Annotated in this window: 22 protein-coding genes and 1 pseudogene; 14 read left to right on the top strand and 9 right to left on the bottom strand. The window is 65.5% G+C overall.

What is annotated here, in order from left to right:
* Positions 1–44 precede the first annotated feature (44 nt).
* The 3 genes and pseudogenes from KSS93_RS20720 (at position 45) to KSS93_RS27010 (ending at position 2,779) form a co-directional block, all read left to right on the top strand.
* The gene (locus tag KSS93_RS20720) at positions 45–1,061 is read left to right on the top strand and encodes an amidohydrolase family protein (RefSeq protein WP_217885771.1); all 1,017 of its coding nucleotides are present in this window, start codon (positions 45–47) and stop codon (positions 1,059–1,061) included.
* Positions 1,062–1,117: 56 nt separating this feature from the next.
* Positions 1,118–1,924: pseudogene (locus KSS93_RS27015) on the top strand (MCP four helix bundle domain-containing protein); the annotation flags it as partial.
* Positions 1,916–2,779 carry a methyl-accepting chemotaxis protein gene (locus tag KSS93_RS27010; protein ID WP_437182135.1) on the top strand — a complete coding sequence of 288 codons (864 nt, stop codon included), beginning with the start codon at positions 1,916–1,918 and terminating at the stop codon, positions 2,777–2,779. The pseudogene KSS93_RS27015 and the gene KSS93_RS27010, both read left to right, overlap by 9 nt.
* Positions 2,780–2,980: 201 nt before the next feature.
* Here the strand turns inward: KSS93_RS27010 and fabB are convergent, their stop codons facing one another.
* The 5 genes from fabB to KSS93_RS20690 all read right to left on the bottom strand — a co-directional run bounded on the left by fabB (position 2,981) and on the right by KSS93_RS20690 (position 9,897).
* The gene (gene fabB / locus KSS93_RS20710) at positions 2,981–4,201 is read right to left on the bottom strand and encodes a beta-ketoacyl-ACP synthase I (RefSeq protein WP_217839468.1); all 1,221 of its coding nucleotides are present in this window, start codon (positions 4,199–4,201) and stop codon (positions 2,981–2,983) included.
* A gap of 11 nt (positions 4,202–4,212) precedes the next feature.
* The gene (gene fabA, locus KSS93_RS20705; RefSeq protein WP_217839467.1) at positions 4,213–4,728 is read right to left on the bottom strand and encodes a 3-hydroxyacyl-[acyl-carrier-protein] dehydratase FabA; all 516 of its coding nucleotides are present in this window, start codon (positions 4,726–4,728) and stop codon (positions 4,213–4,215) included.
* Positions 4,729–4,934: 206 nt separating this feature from the next.
* The gene (locus tag KSS93_RS20700; RefSeq protein ID WP_217885769.1) at positions 4,935–6,863 is read right to left on the bottom strand and encodes an ATP-binding protein; all 1,929 of its coding nucleotides are present in this window, start codon (positions 6,861–6,863) and stop codon (positions 4,935–4,937) included.
* Complete coding sequence (locus tag KSS93_RS20695) at positions 6,860–7,750, bottom strand: ABC transporter substrate-binding protein (protein ID WP_217885768.1); 891 nt, start codon at positions 7,748–7,750, stop codon at positions 6,860–6,862. The genes KSS93_RS20700 and KSS93_RS20695 overlap by 4 nt, the downstream gene beginning before the upstream one ends.
* Positions 7,750–9,897, bottom strand: a complete 2,148-nt coding sequence (locus tag KSS93_RS20690) for a TonB-dependent receptor plug domain-containing protein (RefSeq protein ID WP_217885767.1) — start codon at positions 9,895–9,897, stop codon at positions 7,750–7,752. The genes KSS93_RS20695 and KSS93_RS20690 overlap by 1 nt, the downstream gene beginning before the upstream one ends.
* Before the next feature lie 152 nt (positions 9,898–10,049).
* Here KSS93_RS20690 and KSS93_RS20685 point away from each other — a divergent pair, with 152 nt between their 5' ends.
* The 8 genes from KSS93_RS20685 (at position 10,050) to KSS93_RS20650 (ending at position 16,062) form a co-directional block, all read left to right on the top strand.
* Positions 10,050–11,075 (top strand): NAD(P)H-dependent glycerol-3-phosphate dehydrogenase, encoded by a 1,026-nt coding sequence (locus KSS93_RS20685; RefSeq protein WP_217885766.1) that lies wholly within the window; start codon positions 10,050–10,052, stop codon positions 11,073–11,075.
* Between the two features lie 15 nt (positions 11,076–11,090).
* A complete protein-coding gene (locus KSS93_RS20680) occupies positions 11,091–11,438 on the top strand; it encodes a DUF4389 domain-containing protein (protein ID WP_217885765.1) in 348 nt (115 codons plus the stop codon).
* Positions 11,435–11,893: a phosphohistidine phosphatase SixA gene (gene sixA / locus KSS93_RS20675; RefSeq protein WP_217885764.1), complete on the top strand. Its 459-nt coding sequence runs from the start codon at positions 11,435–11,437 to the stop codon at positions 11,891–11,893. The genes KSS93_RS20680 and sixA overlap by 4 nt, the downstream gene beginning before the upstream one ends.
* 97 nt (positions 11,894–11,990) lie before the next feature.
* Positions 11,991–12,374: a hypothetical protein gene (locus KSS93_RS20670; RefSeq protein ID WP_217885763.1), complete on the top strand. Its 384-nt coding sequence runs from the start codon at positions 11,991–11,993 to the stop codon at positions 12,372–12,374.
* Between the two features lie 99 nt (positions 12,375–12,473).
* Positions 12,474–13,262 carry an alpha/beta fold hydrolase gene (locus tag KSS93_RS20665; RefSeq protein WP_217885762.1) on the top strand — a complete coding sequence of 263 codons (789 nt, stop codon included), beginning with the start codon at positions 12,474–12,476 and terminating at the stop codon, positions 13,260–13,262.
* On the top strand, positions 13,259–14,113 hold the full coding sequence (locus KSS93_RS20660; RefSeq protein WP_217885761.1) for an alpha/beta hydrolase: 855 nt from the start codon (positions 13,259–13,261) through the stop codon (positions 14,111–14,113). The genes KSS93_RS20665 and KSS93_RS20660 overlap by 4 nt, the downstream gene beginning before the upstream one ends.
* Before the next feature lie 102 nt (positions 14,114–14,215).
* The gene (locus tag KSS93_RS20655; protein WP_217885760.1) at positions 14,216–15,010 is read left to right on the top strand and encodes a DUF4892 domain-containing protein; all 795 of its coding nucleotides are present in this window, start codon (positions 14,216–14,218) and stop codon (positions 15,008–15,010) included.
* 11 nt (positions 15,011–15,021) lie between these two features.
* Positions 15,022–16,062, top strand: a complete 1,041-nt coding sequence (locus tag KSS93_RS20650; protein WP_217885759.1) for an AI-2E family transporter — start codon at positions 15,022–15,024, stop codon at positions 16,060–16,062.
* A 242-nt stretch (positions 16,063–16,304) separates the two neighbouring features.
* On the opposite strand, the gene KSS93_RS20645 is transcribed toward KSS93_RS20650, so the two are convergent.
* From KSS93_RS20645 to KSS93_RS20630, 4 genes are all read right to left on the bottom strand, one after another.
* Positions 16,305–16,748 (bottom strand): EF-hand domain-containing protein, encoded by a 444-nt coding sequence (locus KSS93_RS20645; protein WP_217885758.1) that lies wholly within the window; start codon positions 16,746–16,748, stop codon positions 16,305–16,307.
* A gap of 129 nt (positions 16,749–16,877) precedes the next feature.
* Positions 16,878–19,289, bottom strand: a complete 2,412-nt coding sequence (locus KSS93_RS20640; RefSeq protein WP_217885757.1) for a TonB-dependent siderophore receptor — start codon at positions 19,287–19,289, stop codon at positions 16,878–16,880.
* Positions 19,290–19,387: 98 nt separating this feature from the next.
* Positions 19,388–20,380, bottom strand: a complete 993-nt coding sequence (locus KSS93_RS20635) for a FecR family protein (RefSeq protein WP_217885756.1) — start codon at positions 20,378–20,380, stop codon at positions 19,388–19,390.
* Positions 20,377–20,874: an RNA polymerase sigma factor gene (locus tag KSS93_RS20630; protein ID WP_217885755.1), complete on the bottom strand. Its 498-nt coding sequence runs from the start codon at positions 20,872–20,874 to the stop codon at positions 20,377–20,379. Before KSS93_RS20630 ends, KSS93_RS20635 begins: the two co-directional genes overlap by 4 nt.
* A 1,135-nt stretch (positions 20,875–22,009) precedes the next feature.
* Here KSS93_RS20630 and kdpF point away from each other — a divergent pair.
* From kdpF to kdpB, 3 genes are read left to right on the top strand one after another with little or no spacing between them, the layout of a single operon-like run.
* A complete protein-coding gene (gene kdpF, locus KSS93_RS20625) occupies positions 22,010–22,099 on the top strand; it encodes a K(+)-transporting ATPase subunit F (protein ID WP_033743702.1) in 90 nt (29 codons plus the stop codon).
* A 9-nt stretch (positions 22,100–22,108) separates the two neighbouring features.
* On the top strand, positions 22,109–23,803 hold the full coding sequence (gene kdpA, locus KSS93_RS20620; RefSeq protein ID WP_217885754.1) for a potassium-transporting ATPase subunit KdpA: 1,695 nt from the start codon (positions 22,109–22,111) through the stop codon (positions 23,801–23,803).
* Between the two features lie 10 nt (positions 23,804–23,813).
* Complete coding sequence (gene kdpB / locus KSS93_RS20615) at positions 23,814–25,868, top strand: potassium-transporting ATPase subunit KdpB (protein ID WP_217885753.1); 2,055 nt, start codon at positions 23,814–23,816, stop codon at positions 25,866–25,868.
* Positions 25,869–25,872: the final 4 nt, after the last annotated feature.

Genomic DNA, 25,872 nt, shown 5'->3' with positions numbered 1-25,872 from the left:
GCGCTGGCGGGTCTACTGTTTTCTCAACTCTGAAGGAGGCGCCGATGATAACCCGTGCGTTGGCCGGCCTGCTGCTCTGCGGCTACCTGCCCCTGGCGGCCGAGGCCCGCGAATACCGCTACAGCGATGCCCACCTGCACTACGTGGACTTTTTCCAGGAAAGCGAAGGCATGCCGGCGCTGCTTGCTGCCATGGACGCAGCCGGGGTGGAGCAGTCGATGATCTCGGGCATTCCGGTGGCCAAGAAATGGCACGAGGACGAGCCCAAGCGCCCGCGTTACTACGCCGGTGACGATGCCGACGCCTACTGGTACAGCGCCACCGATCTGTACGTGGCGGCCGCACTGCAGCCATTGGCCCCTGAACAGCGCAGGCGTTTCCACCCGTTTCTCACCGGTTTCAACCCGGTGGACAAGAACGCTGTCAGCCATATCGAGCGCATGCTCGAACTCTACCCGGGGCTGTGGCAGGGCATCGGCGAGGTGTTCACCCGCCACGACGACCTCACCGCCCTGACCAGCGGCGACACGCCGCGGGCCAACAACGAGGCGATGACCCGTATCTACCACCTGGCCGCCGAGCGCGACCTGCCGGTGCTGTTGCATTCGAATATCACCTCCAAGCGCGAGCGCAACCCGCTGTACCTGGCAGAAATCGAGGAGCCGCTGCGTAACCACCCGCATACCCGCTTCATCTGGGCCCACGCCGGCAGCAGCCTGGAGATCCACCGTCATCAAACGAAGATGGACTTTCTGCTGCCGGTATTGAGCCGGTTGCTGGAGAGTTACCCGAACCTGTACGTCGACCTGTCCTGGAGCGTGCTCGAGCCGTACCTGCTGGATGAGCACGGCACGCCGCGCAAGCCATGGCTGGCGTTGGTCGAGCGCTTTCCCGAGCGCTTCATGCTGGGCTCGGATGTGGTCGGCCGCTTCGACGGTATCGGCGAGCAGATGCACGGTTTCAAGCCGTTTCTCGATGCCTTGCCAGAGGCGGTGGCGCGCAAGGTCGCGCGGGACAACTTCCTGGCCGTACTGCCCAAGGCTGCAAAGCCGGTGAAGTAGCGTTTGATATTGCGTTTTCGTCTTACGCAAATTGCCAATCGCCCGATACCTTCTTTATGCGAAGGAACGATCACTTTTGGGAGGGAACCCGAATGAACCTCAGACGTTTGAACATCGCCCCGCGCGCCAGCCTCGGCTTCGGCATCATGGCCCTGCTGGTGGTGGCGCTGGGCGCTCTGGCGCTGAAACAGATGACCGACATGCGCCAGCAGGCCGAGCAAGTCGACGACAACTGGCTGCCCAGTGTCATCTCGGTCGGGCACATGGCCCAGGACGCTCTGCGTATCCGCGCCCTGACCCTGCGTCTGCTGGTCAACAACGACAGCGCCGCGCAGCAGCAGAACACCGCCCGTATCGACGAGATCAAGACCGGCCTGAGCAAGGCCCAGGCGCGTTACGGCGCGTTGATCGTGCTGCCCGAGGAGCGCACCCTGTTCGACCGCTACCAGGCCCTGGAGCAGCAGTACATGGGCCTGCAGTCGCAGGTGGTGCAACTGGCCACCCAGGGCAACATCGGCGCCGCCGCCACTCTGGTCAATGGCGAGATGAACCAGATCGCCGACCAGATGACCGCCACGCTCAACGAGCTGATCGAGCTGAACAACCACCATGCCGGGCTCGCCACCACCATGGCCGAGGCGGTCTACAGTGGTGCGCGGGTCTGGGTGGCCGGGCTGCTGCTGGTGGCCCTGACCCTGACTGTGGTGCTGGCGCTGGCCCTGACCCGCAGCATCGTCAGGCCCCTGGGGCAGTCGCTGCAGGTTGCTGAAACCGTGGCCACCGGCGACCTCACGCCGCAGATCAGCGTGCAGGGCGATGACGAGCCGGCGCGCCTGCTGGCCGCGCTCAAGCGCATGCAGCAGAGCCTGCGCGAGACCATCGGGCGGATCTCTGACTCCGCCAGCCAGCTGGCTTCGGCGTCTGAAGAACTCAGCGCGGTGACCGAGGATGCCACCCGGGGGCTGCAGCAGCAGAGCCTTGAGATCGAGCAGGCAGCCACGGCGGTGAACCAGATGACCGCTGCCGTGGAGGAGGTGGCGCGCAACGCCGTTGCGACGTCCGAGGCCTCGAGCGAGTCCGACCGTATTGCCCGCCAGGGCCGCGAGCAGGTGCAGGCCACGGTGGCCGCCATCGAGGCCCTGGCCAGCGGCGTGGCCGGCAATGCCGAGGAAGTGGGGCAGTTGGCGCAGCAGGTGCACGATATCAGCAAGGTGCTGGATGTGATCGGCGCCATTGCCGAGCAGACCAACCTGCTGGCGCTCAACGCTGCCATCGAGGCTGCGCGGGCAGGGGAGGCCGGGCGTGGCTTTGCCGTGGTCGCGGATGAGGTGCGGGCGCTGGCCCATCGTACACAGACTTCGACCCGCGAAATCGAACAGATGATCGTCGCCATCCAGGGCGGTGCCGGGCGCGCGGTGCAGGGCATGCAGCAAAGCGATGCCCAGGCCCGCTCGACCTTGGGTGGAGCGCATGCGGCCGGGGCGGCGCTGGAGGCGATTGCCGAGGCCATCGGGCAGATCAACGAGCGCAACCTGGTGATTGCCAGTGCCTCCGAAGAACAGGCGCAGGTGGCGCGGGAGGTGGATCGTAACCTCACCACCATCCGCGACCTGGCGCATCAGTCCTCGGCCGGCGCCGAGCAGACCTCCGCCGCCAGCCAGGCGCTGTCGCAGTTGGCGGTGGACCTCAATACCCTGGTGCAGCGGTTTTCGGTTTGAAGGCCTGATTGCCCTGTGTAGGAGCGGCCTCGTGCCGCGAACGGGCCCTTGGGGCTCGGCGTCATTACCGAGATTGCTGGGGCCGTTGCGCGCCCCTTTCGCGGCACAAGGCCGCTCCTACACAGGTTTGTGTTGCGGCTGAGGCACAAACAAAAACGCCCCGGCCTAGGCCGGGGCGTTCTGCTTCAGCGCATCAGGCAATCACTTGCCGGTCCAGCGCTTGAGCACCAGGGTAGCGTTGGTGCCGCCGAAGCCGAAGCTGTTGCTCATGACCGTGTCGATCTTGGCGTTTTCTTCGGTTTTGCGCAGTACCGGCAGGTCGGCGACCTCTGGGTCCAGCTCGTCGATGTTGGCGGAGCCGGCGATGAAGTTGTTTTCCATCATCAGCAGGCAGTAGATCGCCTCGTGCACACCGGCGGCGCCCAGCGAGTGGCCCGACAGGCTCTTGGTCGAGCTGATCTTCGGGGCGTTGGCGCCGAACACTTCACGTACACCTTTCATTTCCGCAACGTCACCGACCGGGGTCGAGGTGCCGTGGGTGTTCAGGTAGTCGATCGGGGTGTCGACGGTGGACAGCGCCTGCTGCATGCAGCGGATGGCGCCTTCGCCGCTCGGGGCGACCATGTCGTAGCCGTCGGAAGTCGCGCCGTAACCGACGATTTCGGCGTAGATCTTGGCGCCACGGGCCAGGGCGTGTTCCAGCTCCTCGACCACTACCATGCCGCCGCCGCCAGCGATGACGAAGCCATCACGGTCGGCGTCGTAGGCGCGCGAGGCCAGTTCCGGGGTTTCGTTGCGCTTGGTCGACAGGGCGCCCATGGCATCGAACAGGAACGACTGGCTCCAGTGCTCTTCTTCACCGCCACCGGCGAAGACGATGTCCTGCTTGCCCCACTGGATCTGCTCCAGTGCGGTGCCGATGCAGTGTGCGGACGTGGCGCAGGCCGACGAGATCGAGTAGTTGATGCCCTTGATCTTGAACGGGGTGGCCAGGCACGCCGAAACGGTGCTGCCCATGGTGCGGGTGACACGGTACGGGCCGACGCGCTTGACGCCTTTTTCGCGCAGGGTGTCCAGGGCTTCCATCTGGTTCAGCGTGGAAGCGCCGCCGGAGCCGGCAACCAGGCCGGTGCGCGGGTTGGAAACCTGCTCTTCGGTCAGGCCGGAGTCCTTGATCGCGTCTTGCATGGCAAGGTACGCGTAGGCAGCGGCGTGGCCGACGAAGCGATAGACCTTGCGGTCGATCAGCTCTTCGAGGTTGAGGTCGATGGAGCCGGAAACCTGGCTACGCAGCCCCATTTCCTTGTATTCCGGGTTGTAGCGGATACCCGGACGGCTGTTGCGCAGGTTTTCGGTGACGGTAGCTTTGTCATTGCCCAGGCACGATACGATGCCCAGACCAGTGATAACGACGCGGCGCATGCGAATAACCCTTAGAAATTGTCAGTGGAGGTGAACACGCCGACCCGCAGGCCTTCGGCAGTGTAGATCTCGCGGCCATCGACGCTGACCGAGCCATCGGCGATGGCCATGTTCAGCTTGCCCTTCAGGACGCGCTTGATGTGAATGTTGTAGGTGACTTTCTTGGCGCTAGGCAGTACCTGGCCGAAGAATTTCACTTCGCCCGAACCCAGGGCGCGGCCGCGGCCTGGCAGGCCCTGCCAGCCGAGGAAGAAGCCGACCAACTGCCACATGGCATCGAGGCCCAGGCAGCCTGGCATCACCGGGTCGCCTTCGAAGTGGCAGGCGAAGAACCACAGGTCCGGATTGATATCCAGCTCGGCGACCAATTCACCTTTGCCGTACTTGCCGCCTTCTTCGCTGATGTGGGCGATGCGATCGACCATCAGCATGTTCGGGGCGGGCAGTTGCGCATTACCTGGGCCGAACAGCTCACCGCGACTGCAGCGCAGCAGGTCTTCCCGGGTAAAGGCGTTTTGTTTGGTCATGCGAGCTCCTCAATAACCCCCTGTGGCAGGGGATGAATCTTCCCGGCCGGCCCGAAACGCTTTGCATCCGGGGCGGCAGCCTACAGGTAGACTATTGCGTTGTGGTGAAAGTCACAGCGCACCTGGCAAATGAAGTACAGGTGTGCACTGAAATGTTATTTTCAGGGCCGGCGTCGGTCCTGTCCAGTCTTTAAGACTGCCGCACTTTAGCATTTATCGCCAGTCGCGGCTGTCCGACCGGGTAACCAGTGGCCCAATGTGCGCTGCAGGTCGGTGCGTTTGAATGGTTTGCTCAGGTAATCGTCCATGCCGGCGGCCAGGCAGCGCTCACGGTCGCCCTCCAGTACATTGGCGGTCAGGGCGATGATCGGCAGCCCGGCGCCTTGCGGCAGCAGGCGAATGCGCCGGGTGGCCTCGTAACCGTCCATCAGCGGCAGGCGGCAATCCATCAGCACGGCGGCAAACGGCTGCTGGCCGACCAGCTCGACCGCCTGGGCACCGTCCACGGCCAGGCCGACCTCGAAGCCCAGGCTGCGCAGCATGGCCTCGATCACGCTCTGGTTGACCGGGTTGTCTTCCACCAGCAGGATCCGCTCGCCAGCGTGGCCGGGCAGCTCTGCCGCGGCCGCGCCTGGCGGTAGAGCCGCCGGGGTGTTCGACAGCGCCAGGGGCATTTCCAGGGTGAAGGTCGAGCCCAGACCTTCGCGGCTTTCGGCGCGCAACTGGCCACCCATGCGCTCGGCCAGGGTGCGGGCGATCGACAAGCCCAGGCCGGTGCCGCCGTAGCGGCGCGAAATCGAGCTGTCGGCCTGCTGGAAGGCCACGAACATCATTTCCAGGCGGTTGCTGTCGATGCCGATGCCGGTGTCACGCACCGCACAGGTGAACCACAGCAGCTGGCGGTCGAGCAATTGCCAGCGTGCCTCCACCGCCACCTCGCCACGCTCGGTGAACTTCAGCGCATTGCCCACCAGGTTGAGCAAAATCTGGCGGATGCGCGTCGGGTCTCCGACCACCTGCTGCGGCGCCGGGGCCTGCGGCAGTTGCAGGCGCAATGTGAGGCCGCGTTGCTGGGCGGTGTGCTGGAACGACTGCACGCTGCTGGTGATCAGCTCGGCGAGGTTGAAGTCGATGTGTTCCAGCTCAAGCGTGGTGCGCTCGATCCGCGAGAAGTCGAGGATGTCGTTGATCACCTTGAGCAGGTGCCCGGTGGACTCGCTGGCCACCGCGGTGTACTCGGCCTGCTCGCCGGTCAAGCGGGTGGTCTCCAGCAGTTGCAGCATGCCCAGCACGCCGTTCATGGGTGTGCGCAGCTCATGGCTCATCATCGCCAGGAAATCGGACTTGGCGCGGTTGGCCTGCTCGGCCTCCTCGCGGGCCTGGATCAGTTGGCCCATGGCCTGCTGCTGTTCGTGGGCGGCGTGGTCCAGGGCGCTGGCCAGGTTGTTGATGTGCCTGGCCAGATGGCCCAGTTCGCTGTCATCGACCACCGGCAGTGGTGCGTTGAAGTCACCCTGCTGGATGGCCTTGACCGCATGGCCCATGTCGCTGATGGGCTTGGACAGGCTCATGGCCAGGCGCCGCGCCAGCAAGAAGGTGAACAGCAGGGCGAACAGCGCCAGGATGCCGGCCTTGATGACGATTTCCTGCTGGCGCTGGCTGAAGGCGTCGTCCGACATGCCGACGATCACCCGCCCCAGGTAGTCGTCACCGATGCTCGGCAACTGTGGCTTGCCCTGCAGGAAATCGTTGTCCAGGCGAATCTGCTGCAGGCGGATCGGTGCCTGGAACACCTCCACGCGCTGGGCGCGGTTCTGGCTTTCGTCGGGCTGCTCGACGTACACCAGGATGTGATTGCGGCTGTCCTGCACTTCAAGAAAGCGCACATGGGGGATGCTCAGGGTGGCGCGCATCAGGCTGTCGAGCACTTCGTTGTTGCCCGAGATCACGCCGTATTCGGAGGCTGGGGCCAGCTGGTTGGCAATCAGTTGCCCGGTGTGGTTGAGCTCCTGGCGCAAGTCCTGAATGCGCACGAAGGTGAAGAAGCTGATCAACAGCAAGGTGAGCAGCAGGGCAGGGCCCAGGCTGATGATCTGGGTGCGGGTATGGATATCCCAGCTCAGGCGTTTGCTCATGGGGTGGGTTCTCCTGCGGCCAGGGCCTTGGCGGCTGCGCCGGGCTCGATGGCTTCGAGGCCCAGGGCGCGGGCGACCTGCTGGTTGCCGCTGACGCCGAAGCGCGCGGGGTAGAGGCTGCGCGGCCAGCGCGCCGGCGGCTGGTCGAGCAACTGCTCGAGCACGGCCAGCCAGTCGTCCTGGTCGCTGTAGGTGCTGGCCAGGGCGCCGGCACGAACGAACCCTGCGTTGGGGCCGATCAGTGCCATTTGCCGGCCGTAGCTGCTCAGCAGCACGTTCTTGGCGGATTTGGAGTTGTACAGTTCAGGGTCGTCGAGCCCCAGCAGCACGTCGCTGTTGGCCAGCAGGTGCTGCAGCGGGCGGCTGTCGCGAAGGTCGGGCCAGTCCTGGGCGACTATCTCCAGCCCCAGGGGTTCGGCGGCCTGGCGTAATTCATCGAGTAAAAAACGGCTTTGTTCAGCGTACAGCACGCCAATGCGCCGGGCCTGCGGCAACAGGTAGTGGGCCAGGCGCAGTTGCCGCGCCAGTGGCGGGTCGCTCCACAGCAGGCTGAGGAACGCTGGGCGTGACTTTCCCAAGCGCTGCTCGGCCTGTACCCGGCTGACCCGCAGGGCCAGCGCCGATGGGCCTGCGGCTTCAGTCAGGCGCCAGTCCAGCGCCGGCCCGTCGAGCAGAATTAACCGGGTGTCGGCTTTCAACTGGCCAGGCTTGGGCAGTTGCGCCACCTCGCGAAACGCTACCTTGTCGTGGGGTCGGCGCTGCTCCAGGGCGCTGACGAAGCTGCGGATGCCAGGCTGCTCCTCGGCGCCCACCAGCAGGATTTCGCTGGCAGACAGCGACCCCAGTGGCAGCAGGCACAACAGCAGCAAGCGCAGCAGTAAGCTCATCAGAACTCCAGCTCCGCACTGACGCTCAAGCGATGGCGGCTGTCGTAGCGGTTCTGCACCAGCGTAGTGGGTTCGTCGTCCAGGCGTTGCTGCCACAGGGCGGCCAGCTCCAGGTTGCTGCCCTGCACCTTGAAGCGCTTGGCCAGGCGCAGGTCGATGCGCTCGTAGCGGTACTCGTTGAGCGCGTCGTCACCGTAATAGAACAGCGCGCTCGACCAGCCATCGCCCCATTCGCGCAGCCAGCCGGCCGAGCCGCTGTTGCGGGCGGTCAGGCGGCTGTCTGCCGGGTTGCTGGCCCAGGCGTCGACGTAGGCGTAGGTCAGGCGCAGGCGGTCGCGGCGGCTCATGCGCCAGTCGAACTGCGCCTCGCTGCCGCTGAAGCGCGATTTGTTGGCGTTGCTGGCGATGTACTGGTTGTTCTTCAACGGCTCGCTGATCATGCCGGTGATCTCGTCGTAGAACAGCTTCACGTCCATGCTCAGGTCGATGTCGCTGAAGTAGCCGTTGTAGCCCAGTTCGCGCGAGCGCATGTGTTCCTGGTCGAGGTTGCCCGGGCCGCGGGTCTTGACGAAGTACTCACCGTTCTGCAGGCCGTACAGGTTGGGCGACAGGTTTTTTACCGTGTAGCTCCAGTTGACGTTGTTCTCGAACATGTCCGGCGAACGGATGGCCTCGGAGTACACCGCGCGCAAGCCATGGCGCGGGGTGATCAGGTAGTTCACCGCCACCCGCGGGGTCAGCGAATTGCCCGACAGCTGGGATTTTTCGTACATGGCGCCGCCCTGGACGATCCAGTGCTCGTCGGCGCGCCATTCGAGCTGGCCGAACAGGCGCCAGGTCTGGTCGTCGAGGGTGCCGTTGAAGTAGGTCTGCGAGTCGGCCTTGTCATAGCGGTAGTTCATGCCGCTGACCAGGCGCAGGCTGTCGGTCAGGCTCAGGGTGTCCTGCACTTCCAGGTCGTAGCGGGTTTCGCGGGTGCTCTGGTCGACGTCGCCGCAGACAGTGTTATTGCCGCCGGCATTCCACTGGTTCAACACTTCCTGGCGCAGGGCGTTCAGGGTCGGGTCGCTACTGGTTGGCGGGCTGCCTGTGAACAGGCTGCGCGCCACCTGCTCGGCATAGTTCGGGTTGAGCTGCCACAGCCGCGTCAGTTCGGGGCTGAAGGCGATGGCGGCATCACAGGCCCGCCACACCTGCTGGCGGTCGAAGTGCTGCGCCGAACCCTGCACATACAGGCTGTGGTCGGGGTTGAAGTCGATGTTCCAGCGCACTGAGCCTGCGTAGTCCTTGGCGTTGACGTCAGCGTCGTTGCCCGCCCGGTATCGGCCGAACACAGGCTGGTAGGTGTATGGGCGCTGGTTGCTGCCTTCCTTGGCTGCCAGTTGCCATTCGAGGGTCTGGTCTGGCGCCAAGTAGTGGATGGCGTTGAGGTTGATGCGGTTGAGCCTGCGGCTGTCGCGGTAGTCGTGGCCGAACTGGTCTTCGTCGAAGCCGTCGTCCTGCTGGCCCGATACCGACAGGCGCAGGTCGCCGCCATCCCAGCCCAGGCCGTGGCTGACGTAGTAGTCGTTGATGCCATCCTGGCCGCGGGTCATCTTCAGCCGGGTGCCGTGGCTGTCGGCCGGGTTGCGGGTGAGTATGTTGACCACCGCCATCAGCGCGTTGGCGCCGTAGCTGACCGTATTGGGGCCGCGGAACACCTCGATGCGCTCGATATCTTCCAGCGCCACCGGGATATCGCTCCAGTCCACCGTGGCCAGGCCTGCGCGGTACACCGAGCGGCCGTCGATCAGTACCTGCATGCGCCGGGCGTCGTTGACGTTGCTGCCGTGGTAGTTGACCGTGGGCTGGTTGCCGGCGCCGTAGCCGATCATCATGCCCGGCACCAGGCGCAGCAGTTCAGGTATGTCACGGGCGCCGCTGGCGCGGATCAGCTCGCTGTCGAGCACGGTCATGCTGCCCGGCACGGCGGCCGGGGATTGTTTCAGGCGGGTGGCGGTCAGAACCTGAGGCAGGTCCTGGTTGTCGATGAACAGGTCGTCGGCCACGGCCGGCCCGCCGAGCAAGGCCGTCAGCAGGAGCAGGCGAGGGTAGGGGGGCGTGCCAGGGAACACGGTACGACCTTGTTTCAAAAATGAATCAGGCATGTTAACCGAGCATTCAAGTTGCAAGCTATAAGCTGCAAGCTGCAAGAGCTCGGTGGACCTGCCGCTTTTCTTGCCACTTGTAGCTTGAGGCTTGCGGCTTGCCCTTATAATGCGCCGGTCGCCATTTACTTTTACTGGTTAACGGATTGGATATGACTGAACAGCACCCTGTTGCAGTTCTTGGAGGCGGAAGCTTCGGCACCGCCGTGGCGAACCTGCTGGCAGAAAACGGCCACCCCGTGCGCCAGTGGATGCGCGACCCGGCCCAGGCCGAGGCGATGCGCAGCAATCGTGAGAATCCGCGTTATCTCAAGGGCATCCGCCTGCATGACGGCGTCGAGCCGGTGAGCGACCTGCTGCCGGTGCTGCAAGGCAGCGAACTGGTCTTCGTGGCCTTGCCCTCCAGCGCCCTGCGCAGTGTGCTGGCACCCCATGCCGAGCTGTTGGGTGGCAAGTGCCTGGTGAGCCTGACCAAGGGGATCGAGGCGCACAGTTTCAAACTGATGAGCCAGATCCTCGAAGAGATCGCGCCCAAGGCCCGTATCGGCGTGCTGTCCGGCCCCAACCTTGCCCGCGAGATCGCCGAGCATGCCCTCACCGCCACGGTGGTGGCCAGTGAAGACGAAGCGCTGTGCCAGCAGGTACAGGCTGTGCTGCACGGTCGCACCTTCCGCGTCTACGCCAGCGCCGATCGTTTTGGTGTCGAGCTGGGCGGCGCGCTGAAGAACGTCTACGCGATCATTTCCGGCATGGCCGTGGCCCTGGGCATGGGCGAGAACACCAAAAGCATGCTGATTACCCGCGCGCTGGCCGAGATGACCCGCTTTGCCGTGAGCCAGGGCGCCAACCCCATGACCTTCCTTGGGCTGGCCGGAGTCGGCGACCTGATCGTCACCTGCTCCTCGCCCAAGAGCCGCAACTATCAGGTGGGCCACGCCCTGGGCCAAGGCCTGACCCTGGACGAGGCCGTCAGCCGCCTGGGCGAGGTGGCCGAAGGGGTCAACACGCTCAAGGTGCTCAAGGCCAAGTCGCAAGAGGTAGGCGTGTACATGCCGCTGGTTGCCGGCCTGCACGCCATCCTGTTTGAAGGCCGCACCTTGGCCCAGGTGATCGAGCACCTGATGCGCGCCGAGCCCAAGACCGATGTCGATTTCATTTCCACCAGCGGTTTCAACTGAACCAAGGAGCGACAGATGAACGAAACGCCGCAAAGCGCCCAGCGCGAGTCGATCATCCTGCGGGTGCTGTGGATGCTGGTGTTCCTGGTGGTGTGGCAGCTCGCCGAACTGCTGCTCGCAGGCCTGGTGCTGGTGCAACTGATCTACCGCCTGATCTACGGCGCGCCCAGCCTCAGCCTGATGAACTTCGGCGACAGCCTCAGCCAGTACCTGGCGCAGATCGGCCGCTTCGGCAGCTTCCACAGCGAGCAGAAACCCTGGCCGTTCGCCGACTGGCCGGCCCCTCGTGCCCCCGAAGGCGAGGCTCCCCACAGCGTGCCCCCGGCGCCGCACCCGGTGCGCGACGAGGAGCCCAAGCTGTGAAACTGTGGGTGCTGCGCCACGGAGAAGCCCAGCCGCGGGCCAACACCGACGCCGAAAGGCGCCTGACCGAGCATGGTCGCGAGCAGGTGCTGTTCAGTGCCGCGCGGCTGCTCGGCCAGCCGTTGCAGGCGATCATCGCCAGCCCCTATGTGCGCGCCCAGCAAACGGCGGCCTTGGTGCACGATGCCCTGGGCTTTGCCGAGCCGGTGCGCACGGTGCCCTGGCTGACCCCGGAAAGCGACCCGCAGCAGGTGCTCACCGAACTTGAGCGGTTGGGGCTCGAACAGGTCCTGCTGGTCAGCCACCAGCCCTTGGTGGGGGCGCTGGTCAGCCTGCTGGAACATGGCCACAGCCAGCAACCGGCGCCCATGAGCACGGCCAGCCTGGCGCAACTCGAGGGGGAGTGGCCCCTGGCGGGGCTCATGACCCTGCGCGCCCTTCACCATTCGCAATAACCCCGGCAACTGATATTTTTGCCAGTTGTTACCCGCTCAGCCGGCTTGCTAGCGTTATCGCCATCAAGTGATAACGCTAGCGTTCGGGGAGATGGGCATGAGTGGGCGATGGATGGAACTGGTGTGTTCGGTTGACCTGCAACCCACATTGGAGAAGGTTCAGGACGATCAACTGCTGGAGTTTGCCGAGTACAGCCTGCTGCGTGACAGTGCCGATGCCAAGATGTACCAGCTGATGGCATCGGTGCGTGGGCGCCAGGGTACCGGCGCAGATGCTTCGTTCGATGGTGAAGAAGAGCTGCGCTGCCTGCAGGACGCCAGCCTGCGTATGGCGCACCTGCTGCAAACCAGCTGCCTGGCGCTGCGCCGGCTGCAGTTGGAGTACCAGGACCAGCGCCTGGCCCGTGAGGCGTTGGAGCATCAGTTGGCCTACGTGCAGGCCTGCCTGCGCCGCTCCATGGACAGCTTCGGAAAGTTCTGATTGACCTGATCGCCGTTGGTGATGACCTTTCCGAACGTTGCCGCCACCCTTTGCCTTGCCGACAATGGGCCATCACTCCTCCGAGCAGAGCAGGCGGCCATGTCGCAGCAGATCTTCTTCGCCCACGCCAACGGCTTCCCCTCGGCCACCTACGGCAAGTTGTTCAGCGCCCTGGCGCCGGACTACGCCGTGCAGCACCTGGCGCAGCACGCCCATGACCCGCGCTTTCCGGTGAACGACAACTGGCAGAACCTGGTGGACGAGCTGCTGCATCACCTTGCGCAGCAGCAGGCGCCGGTGTGGGGCGTCGGGCACTCGCTGGGCGGTGTGCTGCACCTGCATGCGGCGCTGCGCTGCCCGCAGTACTACCGCGGGGTGGTGATGCTCGACTCGCCGGTACTGACCCGCGCCGACCAGTGGCTGATCCAGGCCGCCAAACGCTGGGGGTTCATCGACCGCATCACCCCGGCCGGGCGCACCCTGGGCCGGCGCGAGGTATTCACCGACCGGGAAAGCGCCCGGCGCTACTTCACCGGCAAGACCCTGTTTCGCCATTTTGACCCTGAATGCCTGGAAGCTTATCTGGAGCATGGGCTGGAGGAGGCAGAAGGCGGCCTGCGCCTGCGCTTCGACCCGGCCACCGAAATCAGCATCTACCGCAGTATCCCGCACGCCAGCCCCTTGCCGCCGCGGCAGATGCAGGTGCCGCTGGCGGTGGTGCGCGGCACCCACAGCCGGGTGATCCGCCGCCACCACGCCCTTGGCGTGCGCGGCATGGCACAGGGGGAGTACCACAGCCTGCCGGGCGGGCACATGTTCCCGCTGGAGCGCCCGCTGGATACCGCAAGCCTGCTCAAGGGCCTGTTCGACCGCTGGGGGCAGGCATGAGCCCGCAGGTAGAGGAAGTGCGCCTGGCGTTGGGCCATATCGAACTGGCCGCACACCTGTTCGGGCCCGCCGATGGCCTGCCGGTGATCGCACTGCACGGCTGGCTCGACAATGCCAACAGCTTCGCCCGGCTGGCGCCGCAGCTTAAAGGCCTGCGTATCGTCGCCCTCGACCTGGCCGGGCACGGTTATTCCGAACACCGTCCCCCAGGCGCCGGCTACGCCTTGGCCGACTACGCCCATGACGTGCTGCGGGTGGCCGAGCAGTTGGGCTTGCAGCGCTTCGGCCTGCTGGGGCATTCGCTGGGAGCGATCATTTCGGTACAACTGGCGGGCGCCTTGCCCGACCGGGTCAGCCACCTGGCGCTGATCGACGGCGTGATCCCGCCCACCGGCGCCGAGCAGGACGCCGCCGAGCGTTTGGGTATGGCGCTGCAGGCGCAACTGCGCCTGGATGGCAAGCGCAAGACTGTCTATACCTCGCTGGACGAGGGCGTCGAAGCGCGCATGAAAGGCATGGTTGCGGTCAGCCGCGAGGCTGCCGAGCTGCTGGCCCGTCGCGGCCTGATGCCGGTGCCCGGTGGCTACAGCTGGCGCAGCGACAGCCGCCTGACGCTGCCCTCGCCGCAGCGCCTGGCCCAGGCCCAGGCGATGGCCTTCGTGCATCGGCTGAAATGCCCGGCCTGCCTGGTGGTGGCCGCCGACGGCATGCTGGCGCGCCACACGCAGCTGCTGGAGCAGCTACCCTTCCAGCAGGTGCTGTTGCCGGGTGGCCATCACCTGCACCTGAATGACGAGCACGGCGCAAGCCTTGTTGCAGACTGTTTCAATCGCTTCTTTGGCTTTCCTTGACTTGCACCGGGCAAGTGTCGAGGCTTGGCGGGTTGAAAGGGAGACAACCATGTACATGCCAGACATCCATGCACCCGAGCCCCGCAGCCACGAGGGCTGCCGATGAGCACACCTTTGCTGTTGCGCGGCGCCATCGCCGCCTGCCTCGCTGCCGCCAGCCCGCTAGTGTGGGCCGGCAACCTGCCCGTCCCGGTTGACGCCAAAGTGGTCGACCAGCGCCCAGCCGTTGCCCAGGAGCGCGTCTACCCCATGGGCCCGCTGCGCAAGATCAGCGGCCGCCTGCGGGTCGAAGACAAGGTCGAAAGCCGTGGCCAGGTCAGTTCGGTCACCTACGAGCTACCGGTAGAGCGCAGCGCCCGCGAAGCCTTCACCAGTGCACGCGAGGCGTTGCAGCAAGACGGCGGTTACCCGCTGTTCTGGTGCCAGGGCCGCGACTGCGGCGAAGCCAGCCTGTGGGCCAACGACGTGTTCGCCAATGCCCGCCTCAATGGCGGTGACGAGCAACAGGCGTTCATCCTGCTGCGCCGCTCCGCTGAAGAAGCCGACACCCTGGTGGCGCTGTACAGCGTCACCCGTGGCAACCGCCGCGCCTACCTGCATGTGGAGGAGTTCGTCGCCGAAAGCCCGCTGGGCGACATCCTGCCCACTGCCGCCACGGTGCTGCGCGAGCTGCGCGACACCGGCAAGCTCGACTACCCTGACCTTGCCCAACCCCAGGCCAACTGGGCCACGCTGCTGGCCCGTAGCCTGAACCTCGACAGCACCCTGCGCGCCAGCCTCAGTGGCAAGGGCGCCGAGGCCTGGCGCGAGCAGTTGATCAAGGCCGGCGTGCGCAGCGCCCGGCTTGAAGTGGGCGATGCACCTACCGATGGCCTGCACCTGGAGCTGATCCGTTGAGCGAGCGCCCCATGCCCAACACCGACCGCCTGCTGGTGCAGATCCTGCTGCTGGCGCTGCTTGGCGCTGCGCTGTGGGTGATGGCGCCGTTCATCTCGGCGTTGCTGTGGGGCGCCATCCTGGCCTTCGCCAGCTGGCCGCTGATGCGCCTGCTGACCCGTATACTGGGCGGGCGCGAGACCCTCGCCGCCAGCCTGCTGACCACGGCCTGGATCCTCATCGTGGCGCTGCCGCTGGTGTGGCTGGGTTTCAACCTGGCCGACCATATCCGCGATGCCACCGCCTTTGTGCGGGACATTCAGGTCGAGGGCCTGCCCGATGCGCCGGCCTGGGTCGCGGGCATACCCTTGATCGGCGAGCGCCTGGTCGGTTGGTGGCAATCGCTCGACCAGCAGGGCGCGGCCTTGCTGGCCTCGGCCAAGCCGTACCTGGGCCAGGTGGGCAATTGGCTGCTGGCACGCAGCGCGCAGATCGGCAGCGGTGTGCTGGAGCTCACCCTGAGCCTGGTGTTCGTGTTCTTCTTCTACCGCGACGGCCCACGCCTGGCGGCGTTCGTGCTGCGGTTGCTGCAGCGATTGGTGGGCGAGCGCGCCGAGTACTACGTGGAGCTGGTGGCCGGCACCGTGCAGCGGGTGGTCAATGGCGTGATCGGCACTGCCGCCGCCCAGGGCCTGCTGGCGCTGATCGGCTTTCTGATTGCCGGGGTGCCCGGGGCCATCGTGTTGGGCCTGGTGACCTTCATGCTCAGCCTGATCCCCATGGGCCCGCCGCTGGCCTGGGTGCCGGCCACCGGTTGGCTGGTGTGGAAGGGAGAGTACGGCATGGCGGTGTTTCTGGGGATCTGGGGCACCTTCGTCATCAGTGGCGTGGACAACGTGCTCAAGCCCTACCTGATCAGCCGCGGTGGCAACCTGCCGCTGGTGATCGTGTTGCTGGGGGTGTTCGGCGGGTTGCTGGCGTTCGGCTTCATCGGGCTGTTCATCGGGCCGACTTTGCTGGCGGTGGGGTATAGCCTGCTGCTGGACTGGAGCCGGCATTCGGCGCCGCGTTGAGTCCAGTGTTCATGTGTAGTTGGGCTGGCCCCATCGCCGGCAAGCCGGCTCTCATAGAACAAACAACAACTCATTGATTTAACACGCTTCCCACAGGGGCCGCGGTACATCTGCGAGACTAGTTCTCTGCGCGACAGCGCAGCCCGAAAGGGCTGGGTAATCTCATACAGGTATTCGCGATAGCCAAAACAACACGCTCCACTGTAGCCGTCTTGCCGGCGATGGGGCCGTTTGCGGCAGCGCTACTGCGCGGGCGCTTCACCGCGAAAGCGCTGCAACTCTTCACGGGTGACGAGCCGGTCGCCGTCGCTGTCGGCCATTAGCAGCAAGGCGACCGCAGCGTCGGTGTATTCCTGTTCGGTCACCTTGCCGTCGCCGTTACCGTCCCAGTATTGCAGGGTCTTCTGCGCCACCGAGGCCAGCACTTGCGCCGGGAATACCGTGCCCGGGCCAGCCTCGGCGGCTATGTGGGCAGCGATTTCATCGACGTCCAGGCTGCCATTGCCATTGCGGTCGATGCTGCGAAAGATCGCCGGGGCCGCTGCCCGGGCTTCTTGCACGGAGATCGCGCCATCGCCGTTGCTGTCCTGGGCGCTGAAAATTTCGTCTATGGAATCAGCGTTTGCCTGGCTGCTGAGCAGGCCGAGCAGCAGGCCGGCGGATAACAGTCGGGTGTGTGATGGCATGGGCAACGTCCGGTATGCAGAAAGGGAAGGCAATCCAGCACGGCACCGTAGCGGGGCAGGGGGGCGTGATCCATAGCACGCATGTGCTAGTTGCTCCCTTGCCCCGCAATGGGGCCTTCAGCCCAGGCCTCAATACTTCCAGGTCACCGAAGCAGTCAGGTTGCGCGGCGCGCCAAAGTTGGTGGAGCCCGCCGACTGGTACAGCGACAACAGATACTTGCGGTCGAACACGTTGTTCAGGTTCAGCGCCGCGCTCCAGTGCTGGTCGAACTGGTAGCTGCCCATCAGGTCCACCAGCGCATAGGCCTCCTGGCGCACCCGGTGGTTGCCGTCAGCCTCGGTCGCGCTCTGCCACTGAACCCGGGTGCCCACCTTGGCCTGGGGCGCCGCCGGTAGGCGGTAGGTCAGGCTGCCGCGCACGGTATGGCTGGGCACGTAGCGGCGGGTCTTGTCGCCGTTGTGGTCCTCGATGTGCACGTAGGTGTAGCCGGCCGCCAGGTCCAGGCCCGGCAGCGCTTCGCCGGAGGCCTCAAGCTCGATGCCATGGCTGTCGTTGTCTTCACCGCGGTAGGCGTACTGGCCGTTGATGATCTGGCCGGTGGTCACCGCCACGTTCTGCTGCTCGGTCTTGAACAGCGCAGCGCTGACGTTCAGGCGGTCGTCGAGCAGGCTGCCCTTTATTCCCACCTCGCTGCTGGTGCCTTCCAGCGGCTCGATCACCCCGCCCGCGCTGCTGCGCAGGTACTGCGGCTTGAAGATCTCGGTCCAGCTGGCGTACAGGCTCCACTGTTCGGTCAGGTCATAGACCAGCCCGGTGTAGGGCGTGACCTTGCCGTGCACCCGGGTGTCGTGGGCCGAGCCGTAGCCCATGCCTTCGCCATCGGCGCTGAGCATGCGCGCGCCGGCGATCCAGTGCAGGTCGTCGCTCAGGCTGAAGCGCGCACCGGCGTAGACGCTCTTCTGCCGGTCGGTGAAGTGCTGGGTATTGAGCTCATCGGTGTAGGTCAGTGCCGGCAGCGGCACGTTGCCGGCCAGGGCATCTTCAAGCCTGACGACCTGGTTGCCGCTGGGGCTGGCGTAATGGCCGCGCTCGTCATGCCGGCTGCGGCCATAGTTGGCGCCCAGGGTCAGTTCATGCTCGCGGCCGAACAGGGCAAACGGGCCAGACAACTGCGCCTCGCCGGTGAGCTGGTGCTCGGTGCTGGTGGTGCGGTTGATGTAGGCGAAGGCGTCGTCGGCGGTGAAGGGGATGGCGTACAGCATCTGGGTGTCCTGATGCTGGTTGGTGCCGGTGACGGTGAGCTTGCCATGCCAGCCGTCGCCGAAGTCGTGGGCAAGTTCGGCGAAGGCGCGCTGGGTGTGGATGTTCCAGTAGGTCCAGGGCTGGCCGACGCTGGCGCTGCGGCTGCTGTAGTGGATCGGGTTGCCGGCGAAGTCGGCCATCGGCAGGGCGCCCCAGGTGCTGCCGTTGGAATCGCTTTTCTGCTCCGAGAAGCCCACCGTGAGCGTGTCGGCGTCGCTCAGGTCGAACGCCAGCAGACCGGCGGTGACATTGATTTCGTGGCTGTAGCGGTCCAGGTACGAATTGCCCTTGTCGTGGGCGTAGATGACGCGCCCGCGCACCTTGCCGTTGTCGGTCAGCGGGCCGCTGACATCGAAGTCCACCCGGCGGTTGTCCCACGAGCCGACACTGGTGTTGACCTGCGCCTGGAACGTTTTGGTGGGCCGCTTGCGCACGAAGTTGACCGTGGCCGACGGGTTGCCCGCGCCGCTCATCAGGCCGTTGGCACCGTGCAGCACATCGATCTGCTCGAACTCGGCCAGGTCCTGGTCACCCAGCAGCACGCCCGAAGAGAACGGCATGCCCATGCCGTCGAACTCGAAGTTGTCGATGGTAAAACCACGCGAGGTGAACGCAGTACGGTCGGTCTCGAACTGCTCAACCGTCACTGTGGGGGCGTTGCGCAAGGCGTCCTTGACGCTGTTGAGCTTGAAGTCGTCGATCTGCGCGCGGGTGACGGTGGACACCGCCTGCGGGGTTTCCTGCGGGCTCAGGCCCAGGCGCGTGGTGCTGGCGGCCGGCCTGCCCTGGTAGCCGCGGCTCAACGCCTCGGCGTCGCCGAGCTGGTACTGGATTTGCGTCGGGGCCAGGGTCACCTCGCTGCCTGCGCCGGTATCGACCGGCACCAGGTAAAGGGTTACCGCATCGGTGCGTGCGAAGCGGTAGCCGCTGCCCTGCAGCAGGCGCGCCAGGGCCTCGTCCGGCGAATAGCTGCCGACCACTGCGGTGCTGCGCAGGCTGGCGTCGACATTGCCGTCCAGCAGCACGTTCTGCCCGCACTGTTGGCTGAACACCAGCAATGCCTGGCGCAGGGGTTGCGCCGGAATGTTCAGCGCCAGCCTGTGCGTACTGGCCGCCTGGGCCGGTGCCGCCTGCGCAGGCAGCATGCCCACCAGCAGCGTGCAGGCCAGCGCGGCGCTCAAGGCGTTGCGCTGCCAGCGTGGGTGAAGGGTGGTGTGCGGCGTGTGTCGTGTAGCCATTCAGGCGAGCCCCATGCAAATGCAGATATGCGAATAACTCTCAGTCCGCTTGAAGACGCATGGGGTGTGGAAATGTCTGATGGCGATGTAAAAAATTTTCAGGCGGGGTAGAGCAGGGTGACCAGGCCGGTGTAGCGCGTGGTGCGTATGGCCAGGGCGCGGGACAGCACGTCGAGCATCTGCTCGGGGTGTTCCAGGTTGAGGATCAGGCTGACCCGGCGCGTTGCCAGTTGCTTGTCCATGATGAAAATCCGCCCCTGGCGCCAGCGCTGCAGTTCGTCCACCACCGTTGCCAGCGGTTCGTTGAAGAACACCAGGCGGCCGCTGCGCCAGGCCAGCGCCTGTTCAAGCTCGGCGCGCTGGATATCGCCGGTGGCCGCCTTGCTGAAGCGCAGCGCCAGGCCTTCGCCCAGCTCGGTCTGCTGGCTGGCCGTCAGCACCTGCACCTGCTTGCGGCTGACCGCCAGCTGCGCCTCGGCGTGTTCGCACGAAAGGCAGAACTCGGCCTCGGCGGTACGCAGTTGCCCGGCCTGGGTGCTGATGCTGAAGTCGCCGGCAGGGCTTGGGCGTACGCTGAAATAGGCCTGGCCGTGCAGCAGTTCGACGGCGCGGCGTGTTGTGCTGAAGTCCAGGTTCAATGCCGTGTGCCCGGCCATTTCCAGCGTAGAGCCGTCGGGCAGTTGCACCACCCGGCGCTCGCCCACGGCGGTGCGCAGGTCGGCAAAGGGTGCGTCAACGCCCTTGAGCCACAGCGTGCCGGTGCCAGCGGCCAGCGCCGCGACGCCGGCCGCCAGGCCCATGCCGACGAAGCGCCGGCGCGACAGCTGCGGCGTTGCCGGTGCCGCAGTAACGGGCTGTGGCTTGAGCAATGCAGACAGCGCCCACAACTGCTCAAGCTCGGCGTAGGCCTCGGCGTGGCGCGTATCGGCTGCCATCCAGGCGGCCCAGGCGTCACGTTGCTGCGCGCTGGGCGCGCCACCGTGCAGCAGGGCGAACCAGGCGTTGGCCTGGTGGCCGATATCATCGCCAGCGGCGGGGGTGGGCAAGGGCGGTTGGCTGTTCATGGGCTCTGGGGTGTGCGGTCGGTTCACCGGGGCATGCCTTTTTTCAGCAGCTCCAGGGCCTTGACCATGCGGCTGTAGGCGGTCTTGGGCGAAATGCCCAGACGCTCGCCGATATCGACGTAGGTCATGCCTTCGACGCGCACCATCAGGAACACTTCGCGGCAGGGGGCGGGCATATTCTGGATGACTTGGTTGAGCGCGGCCAGTTGCTGGTTGGCGATGGCGGCCTGCTCGAGGGTGACGCTGGGTTGCGCGGCGGCGCTGGCCTCTTCGCTGTCCAGTGGTTCGCTTTTGCGGTGCTGCTGGCGGCGGGTGTGGTCGATGAACAGGTTGCGGGCGCTGGAAAACAGGTAGGCGCGTACGTTCTCGATGCGGCTGCGGCCGAGTTGTTCGCTCAGGCGGATGAAGGTGTCCTGGGTCAGGTCGGCGGCGGTTTCCTTGCAACGCAGGTGGCGGTCCAGGTAGGCCTGGATTTCCTCGCGGTGGGCCAGGTAGAGGGCCTTGAGATCTGAGCTGGGCATGGTGGGGGCCTGGCGGGCTGACGATGACGAGGCGGCACGGTAGCACAAATGAGAATTGCTTTTATTGGTATTTGTTGGGGGTTGAGGGATTTTGTGGGGCGTTGGCTTGCTGGCGATTGGGGGCTTGCGGGTGGTTTGAATCTTGGGGGGACGCTGTGGTTAGTTTGTTGGTTTGTTAGTTGGTTGGTTTTGAAAGTTGTATGCGCATTCATTATTCATAGTGACGCTTATTCACCTTTCCGCCCTTACGGCGGGTAACTTTTTGAAGGATCAAAAAGTCACCAAAAAATCCTCGCTCCATTCATACGGCCCCTGCGCTTCGCTCCGGGGTTCCCTCACTCCGGGCTTGCTCCGGGGGTACGCGCCGACGGGCCGTCCCTGGCCCGATCGGCGCTCGACCGGCATCCATGCCGGTCGCCCCCCTACGCAATCCCTGCGTTCGGCCTCCTGAAGTCGCGAAGTTAGGGGCGGCGCTTGCACTGGCGCAGCTAACCGCTAGTTGCCAACGTGGGAACTCAGGATTGAATCGCGGGGCAAGCCCGCTCCCACGCTTGAGTTTGGTACGCACAACTAACGTGGGAGCGGGCTTGTCCCGCGATGGCGTCAGAATAAACAACACATCAAAAACAATAAAACCAACATCCCAGCTCTTGATCTGGCTCTTGATCTGGCTGTTGATCTTGCTTCTAAGCGCGCGATAGCCCAGGCAACACAAATCGCGACTTCAGGAGGCCGAGTGTAGGGATTGCGTAGGAGGGCGACCGGCATGGATGCCGGTCGAGCGCCGATCGGGCCAGGGACGGCCCGTCGGCGCGTACCTCCGGAGCAAGCCCGGAGCGAGGGAACCCCCGAAGCGCAGCGTAGGGGGCCGGATGATGGGAGCATGGATTTTTTGGTGACTTTTTGATCCTTCAAAAAGTTACCCGCCGTAAGGGCGGAAAGGTGACGAAAAGCCTCTATCGTCAACGAATGCGCATACATCTCCCAAAGCAGTCACCATCAAATCCCGACCCCGACCCCAAAAACCTTTACGCCCTCTTTACGCCCCACCCCACCCCCATCTCGCCCCTTTACGCCCCCACCCAAGACAATCCCCCCAAAGCGGCCCACAAGCCGAACCAAGGGAGATCACCTCATGTACATGCTCGACGGGCTGTCACTGCTACTGGCAGTGGCATTGGCGATTTACCTGCTGGTAGCGCTGCTGCGCGCCGATCGCAGCTAAGGGGCAACCATGCACAGTTACGACTACCTGTTGCTGCTGGCGTTCTTCGCCATCGTGCTGCTGCCAGCCCCCTGGCTCGGGCGCTTCTACTACAAAGTCATGGAAGGCCAGCGCACCTGGCTGACCCCGCTGCTCGGCCCGGTGGAGCGCGGCTGCTACCGCCTGGCCGGGGTCAACGCCGAGCAGCAGCACAGCTGGAAGCAGTACACCCTGGCCCTGCTGGCCTTCAACCTGGCAGGTTTCGCGCTGCTGTTCGCCGTGCTGCTGCTGCAAGGCAGCCTGCCGCTGAACCCCCAGCACCTGCCCGGCCAGGAATGGTCGCTGGCGTTCAATACCGCCGTCAGCTTCATGACCAACACCAACTGGCAGGCCTACAGCGGCGAAGCCTCGCTCAGCTACCTCAGCCAAATGCTCGGCCTCACCGTGCAGAACTTCGTCAGCGCCGCCACCGGCCTTGCCGTACTGGTAGCCCTGTGCCGCGGTATCGCCCGGCGCAGCACCACCGGCCTTGGCAACTTCTGGGTCGACCTGACCCGCGCCACCCTTTACGGGCTGCTGCCGCTGTGCCTGCTGCTGGCGCTGCTGCTGGTGTGGCAGGGCGTGCCGCAAACCTTCGCCGACTACGCCCACGCCATCACCCTGCAAGGCGCCGAGCAGCCCATCCCGCTGGGCCCGGCCGCCAGCCAGATCGCCATCAAGCAACTGGGCACCAACGGCGGCGGCTTCTTCGGCGTCAACTCGGCGCACCCGTTCGAAAACCCCACGGCCTGGAGCAACCTGTTCGAGGTGGTGTCGATCATCCTCATCCCGGTGGCCCTGGTGTTCACCTTTGGCCACTACGTCAAGGACCTGCGCCAAAGCCGCGCGATCATCGCCTGCATGCTGGCGCTGTTCCTGATTGGCGGCGGCACTGCGCTGTGGTCCGAATACCAGCCCAACCCGGCACTCGACAGCGCCCAGGTACAGCAAGGCCCGCCGCTCGAGGGCAAGGAGAGCCGCTTCGGTACCACAGGCTCGGTGCTGTGGACGGTGACCACCACCGCCGCCTCCAACGGCTCGGTCAACGCCATGCATGACAGCCTCAACCCGCTGACCGGCATGGTGGCCATGGTCAACATGATGGTCGGCGAGGTGATCTTCGGCGGCGTCGGCGCAGGCCTGTACGGCATGCTGGTGTTCGTGCTGATTGCGGTGTTCCTGGCGGGGCTGATGATCGGCCGTACCCCGGAATACCTGGGCAAGAAGCTGCAGGCCCGCGAGGTGCAACTGCTGGTGGCCACGCTGCTGGTGATGCCGGTAGGCGTGCTGGTGCTCGGCGCCATCGCCGCCAGCCTGCCAGGCCCTGCCGGGGCGGTGAGCAACCCCGGTGCCCATGGCTTCAGCCAGTTGCTGTACGCCTACACCTCGGGCGCTGCCAACAACGGCTCGGCCTTCGCAGGCTTTGGCGCCAACACCCCGTTCCACAACATCATGATCGCCCTGGCCATGCTCATCGGCCGCTTCGGCTACATCCTGCCGGTGCTGGCCCTGGCCGGCAGCCTTGCGGCGAAAAAGAGCGCGCCCCAGGGGCTCAACAGCTTCCCCACCCATGGCCCGCTGTTCACCGGCCTGTTGCTGGTGACCATCCTGCTGGTGGGCGGCCTGACCTTCCTGCCGACCCTGGCCCTGGGGCCGATCGCCGAACACCTGAGCCTGGGTTTCTGAGGAATACACCATGAACATGCCCATTCCTGAAGTACAGGCGCCACAAAGCGCCAAGGACCAGACCCGCTTCGCCGCCCTGTGGCGCCCGGCACTGCTGCAAGCCTTCGTCAAGCTCGACCCGCGCCAGCTCAAACGCTCGCCAGTGATGCTGGTGGTGGCCCTGACCGCGCTGCTGACCACCGTGCTGTGCCTGGACCCCGAGAGCGGCGTGAGTACCGGCGTGGCCGTGCAGATCGCCCTGTGGTTGTGGTTCACCGTGCTGTTCGCCAACTTCGCCGAAGCCCTGGCCGAAGGCCGTGGCAAGGCTCGCGCCGACAGCCTCAAGGCCGGCAGCCAGGGCCTCACCGCCCAACGGCGCGGCGCCGACGGCAGTTTCGAGGCCGTTGCTGCCAGCCAACTGCGCAAGGACGACGTGGTGCGGGTGGTGGCCGGCGAGATGATCCCCGGTGACGGCGAGGTGCTCGAAGGCATCGCGGCGGTCAACGAGGCGGCCATCACCGGCGAGTCCGCCCCGGTGATCCGCGAGTCCGGCGGCGACCGCTCGGCGGTCACCGGCAACACCCGGCTGGTGTCCGACTGGCTGCTGATCCGCATCACCAGCAACCCCGGCGAATCGACCCTTGACCGCATGATCGCGCTGGTCGAAGGCGCCAAGCGGCAGAAGACCCCCAACGAAATCGCCCTGGATATCTTGCTGATCGGCCTGACCCTGATCTTCCTGATCGTGGTGGTCACCCTGCAGCCGTTCGCCCGCTTTGTCGGTGGCAGCCTGCCGCTGATCTTCCTTGCCGCGCTGCTGGTGACGCTGATCCCCACCACCATCGGCGGCCTGCTGTCGGCCATCGGCATCGCCGGCATGGACCGCCTGGTGCGGCTGAACGTGATTGCCCGCTCAGGCCGTGCGGTGGAGGCGGCCGGTGACGTGCACACGCTGATGCTCGACAAGACCGGCACCATCACCTTCGGCAACCGCCGCTGCAGCGCCCTGCACGCTGCCCCCGGCATCACCGCGAAAGAGCTGGGGGAGGGCGCCTTGCTGGCGTCGCTGGCCGACGACACCGCCGAGGGCAAGTCCATCGTCGAGTTTCTGCGCCAGTTGCATGATTTCGTCGAGCCCTCGGCCGGGCAATACGAGGCCATCGCCTTCAGCGCCGAAACCCGCCTGTCGGGCATCGACCTGCAGCAGCGCCACTACCGCAAGGGCGCGGTGGATGCGGTGCTGGCCTTCGTCGGCATGCAGCGCCTGGAAATGCCCGTGCCCCTGGCCCGTGAAGTGGAGCGCATCGCCCAGAGCGGCGGTACGCCGTTGCTGGTGTGCGTCGACAAGCGCCTGCTTGGCGTGATTCACCTCAAGGACGTAGTCAAGCCCGGCATCCGCGAGCGCTTTGCCGAGCTGCGCAAGCTGGGTATCCGCACCGTGATGGTCACCGGCGACAACCCCCTGACCGCTGCTGCCATCGCCGCCGAGGCCGGGGTGGATGACGTGCTGGCCGAGGCCACCCCCGAGAAGAAACTGGCGCGCATCCGCCAGGAACAGGACGACGGCCGCCTGGTGGCCATGTGCGGAGACGGTGCCAACGACGCCCCGGCCCTGGCCCAGGCTGACGTGGGCATGGCCATGAACGATGGCACCCAGGCCGCCCGTGAGGCCGCCAACATGGTCGACCTGGACAGCGACCCTACCAAGCTGCTGGACGTGGTGCAGGTGGGCAAGGAGCTGCTGGTGACCCGCGGCGCCCTGACCACCTTCTCCATCGCCAACGACGTGGCCAAGTACTTCGCCATCCTGCCGGCATTGTTCGCGGCCATTTACCCGCAGTTGGGCGTGCTCAACCTGATGCATCTGGCCAGCCCGCAGAGCGCGATTCTGTCGGCCATCGTGTTCAACGCGCTGATCATCATCGTGCTGATCCCCCTGGCGCTGCGCGGGGTGCGGGTGCAGGCCGCCAGCGCCGCCCACCTGCTGGGGCGCAACCTGCTGATCTACGGCCTGGGCGGCATCATCGTGCCGTTCGCCGGGATCAAGCTGATCGACGTCGTGCTCAATGCCCTGCACCTGGTCTGAAGGA

Source organism: Pseudomonas xanthosomatis, from assembly GCF_019139835.1.
In the GTDB taxonomy this organism is placed as follows: domain Bacteria; phylum Pseudomonadota; class Gammaproteobacteria; order Pseudomonadales; family Pseudomonadaceae; genus Aquipseudomonas; species Aquipseudomonas fakonensis.
This window is presented reverse-complemented; position numbering and strand designations above follow the sequence as displayed.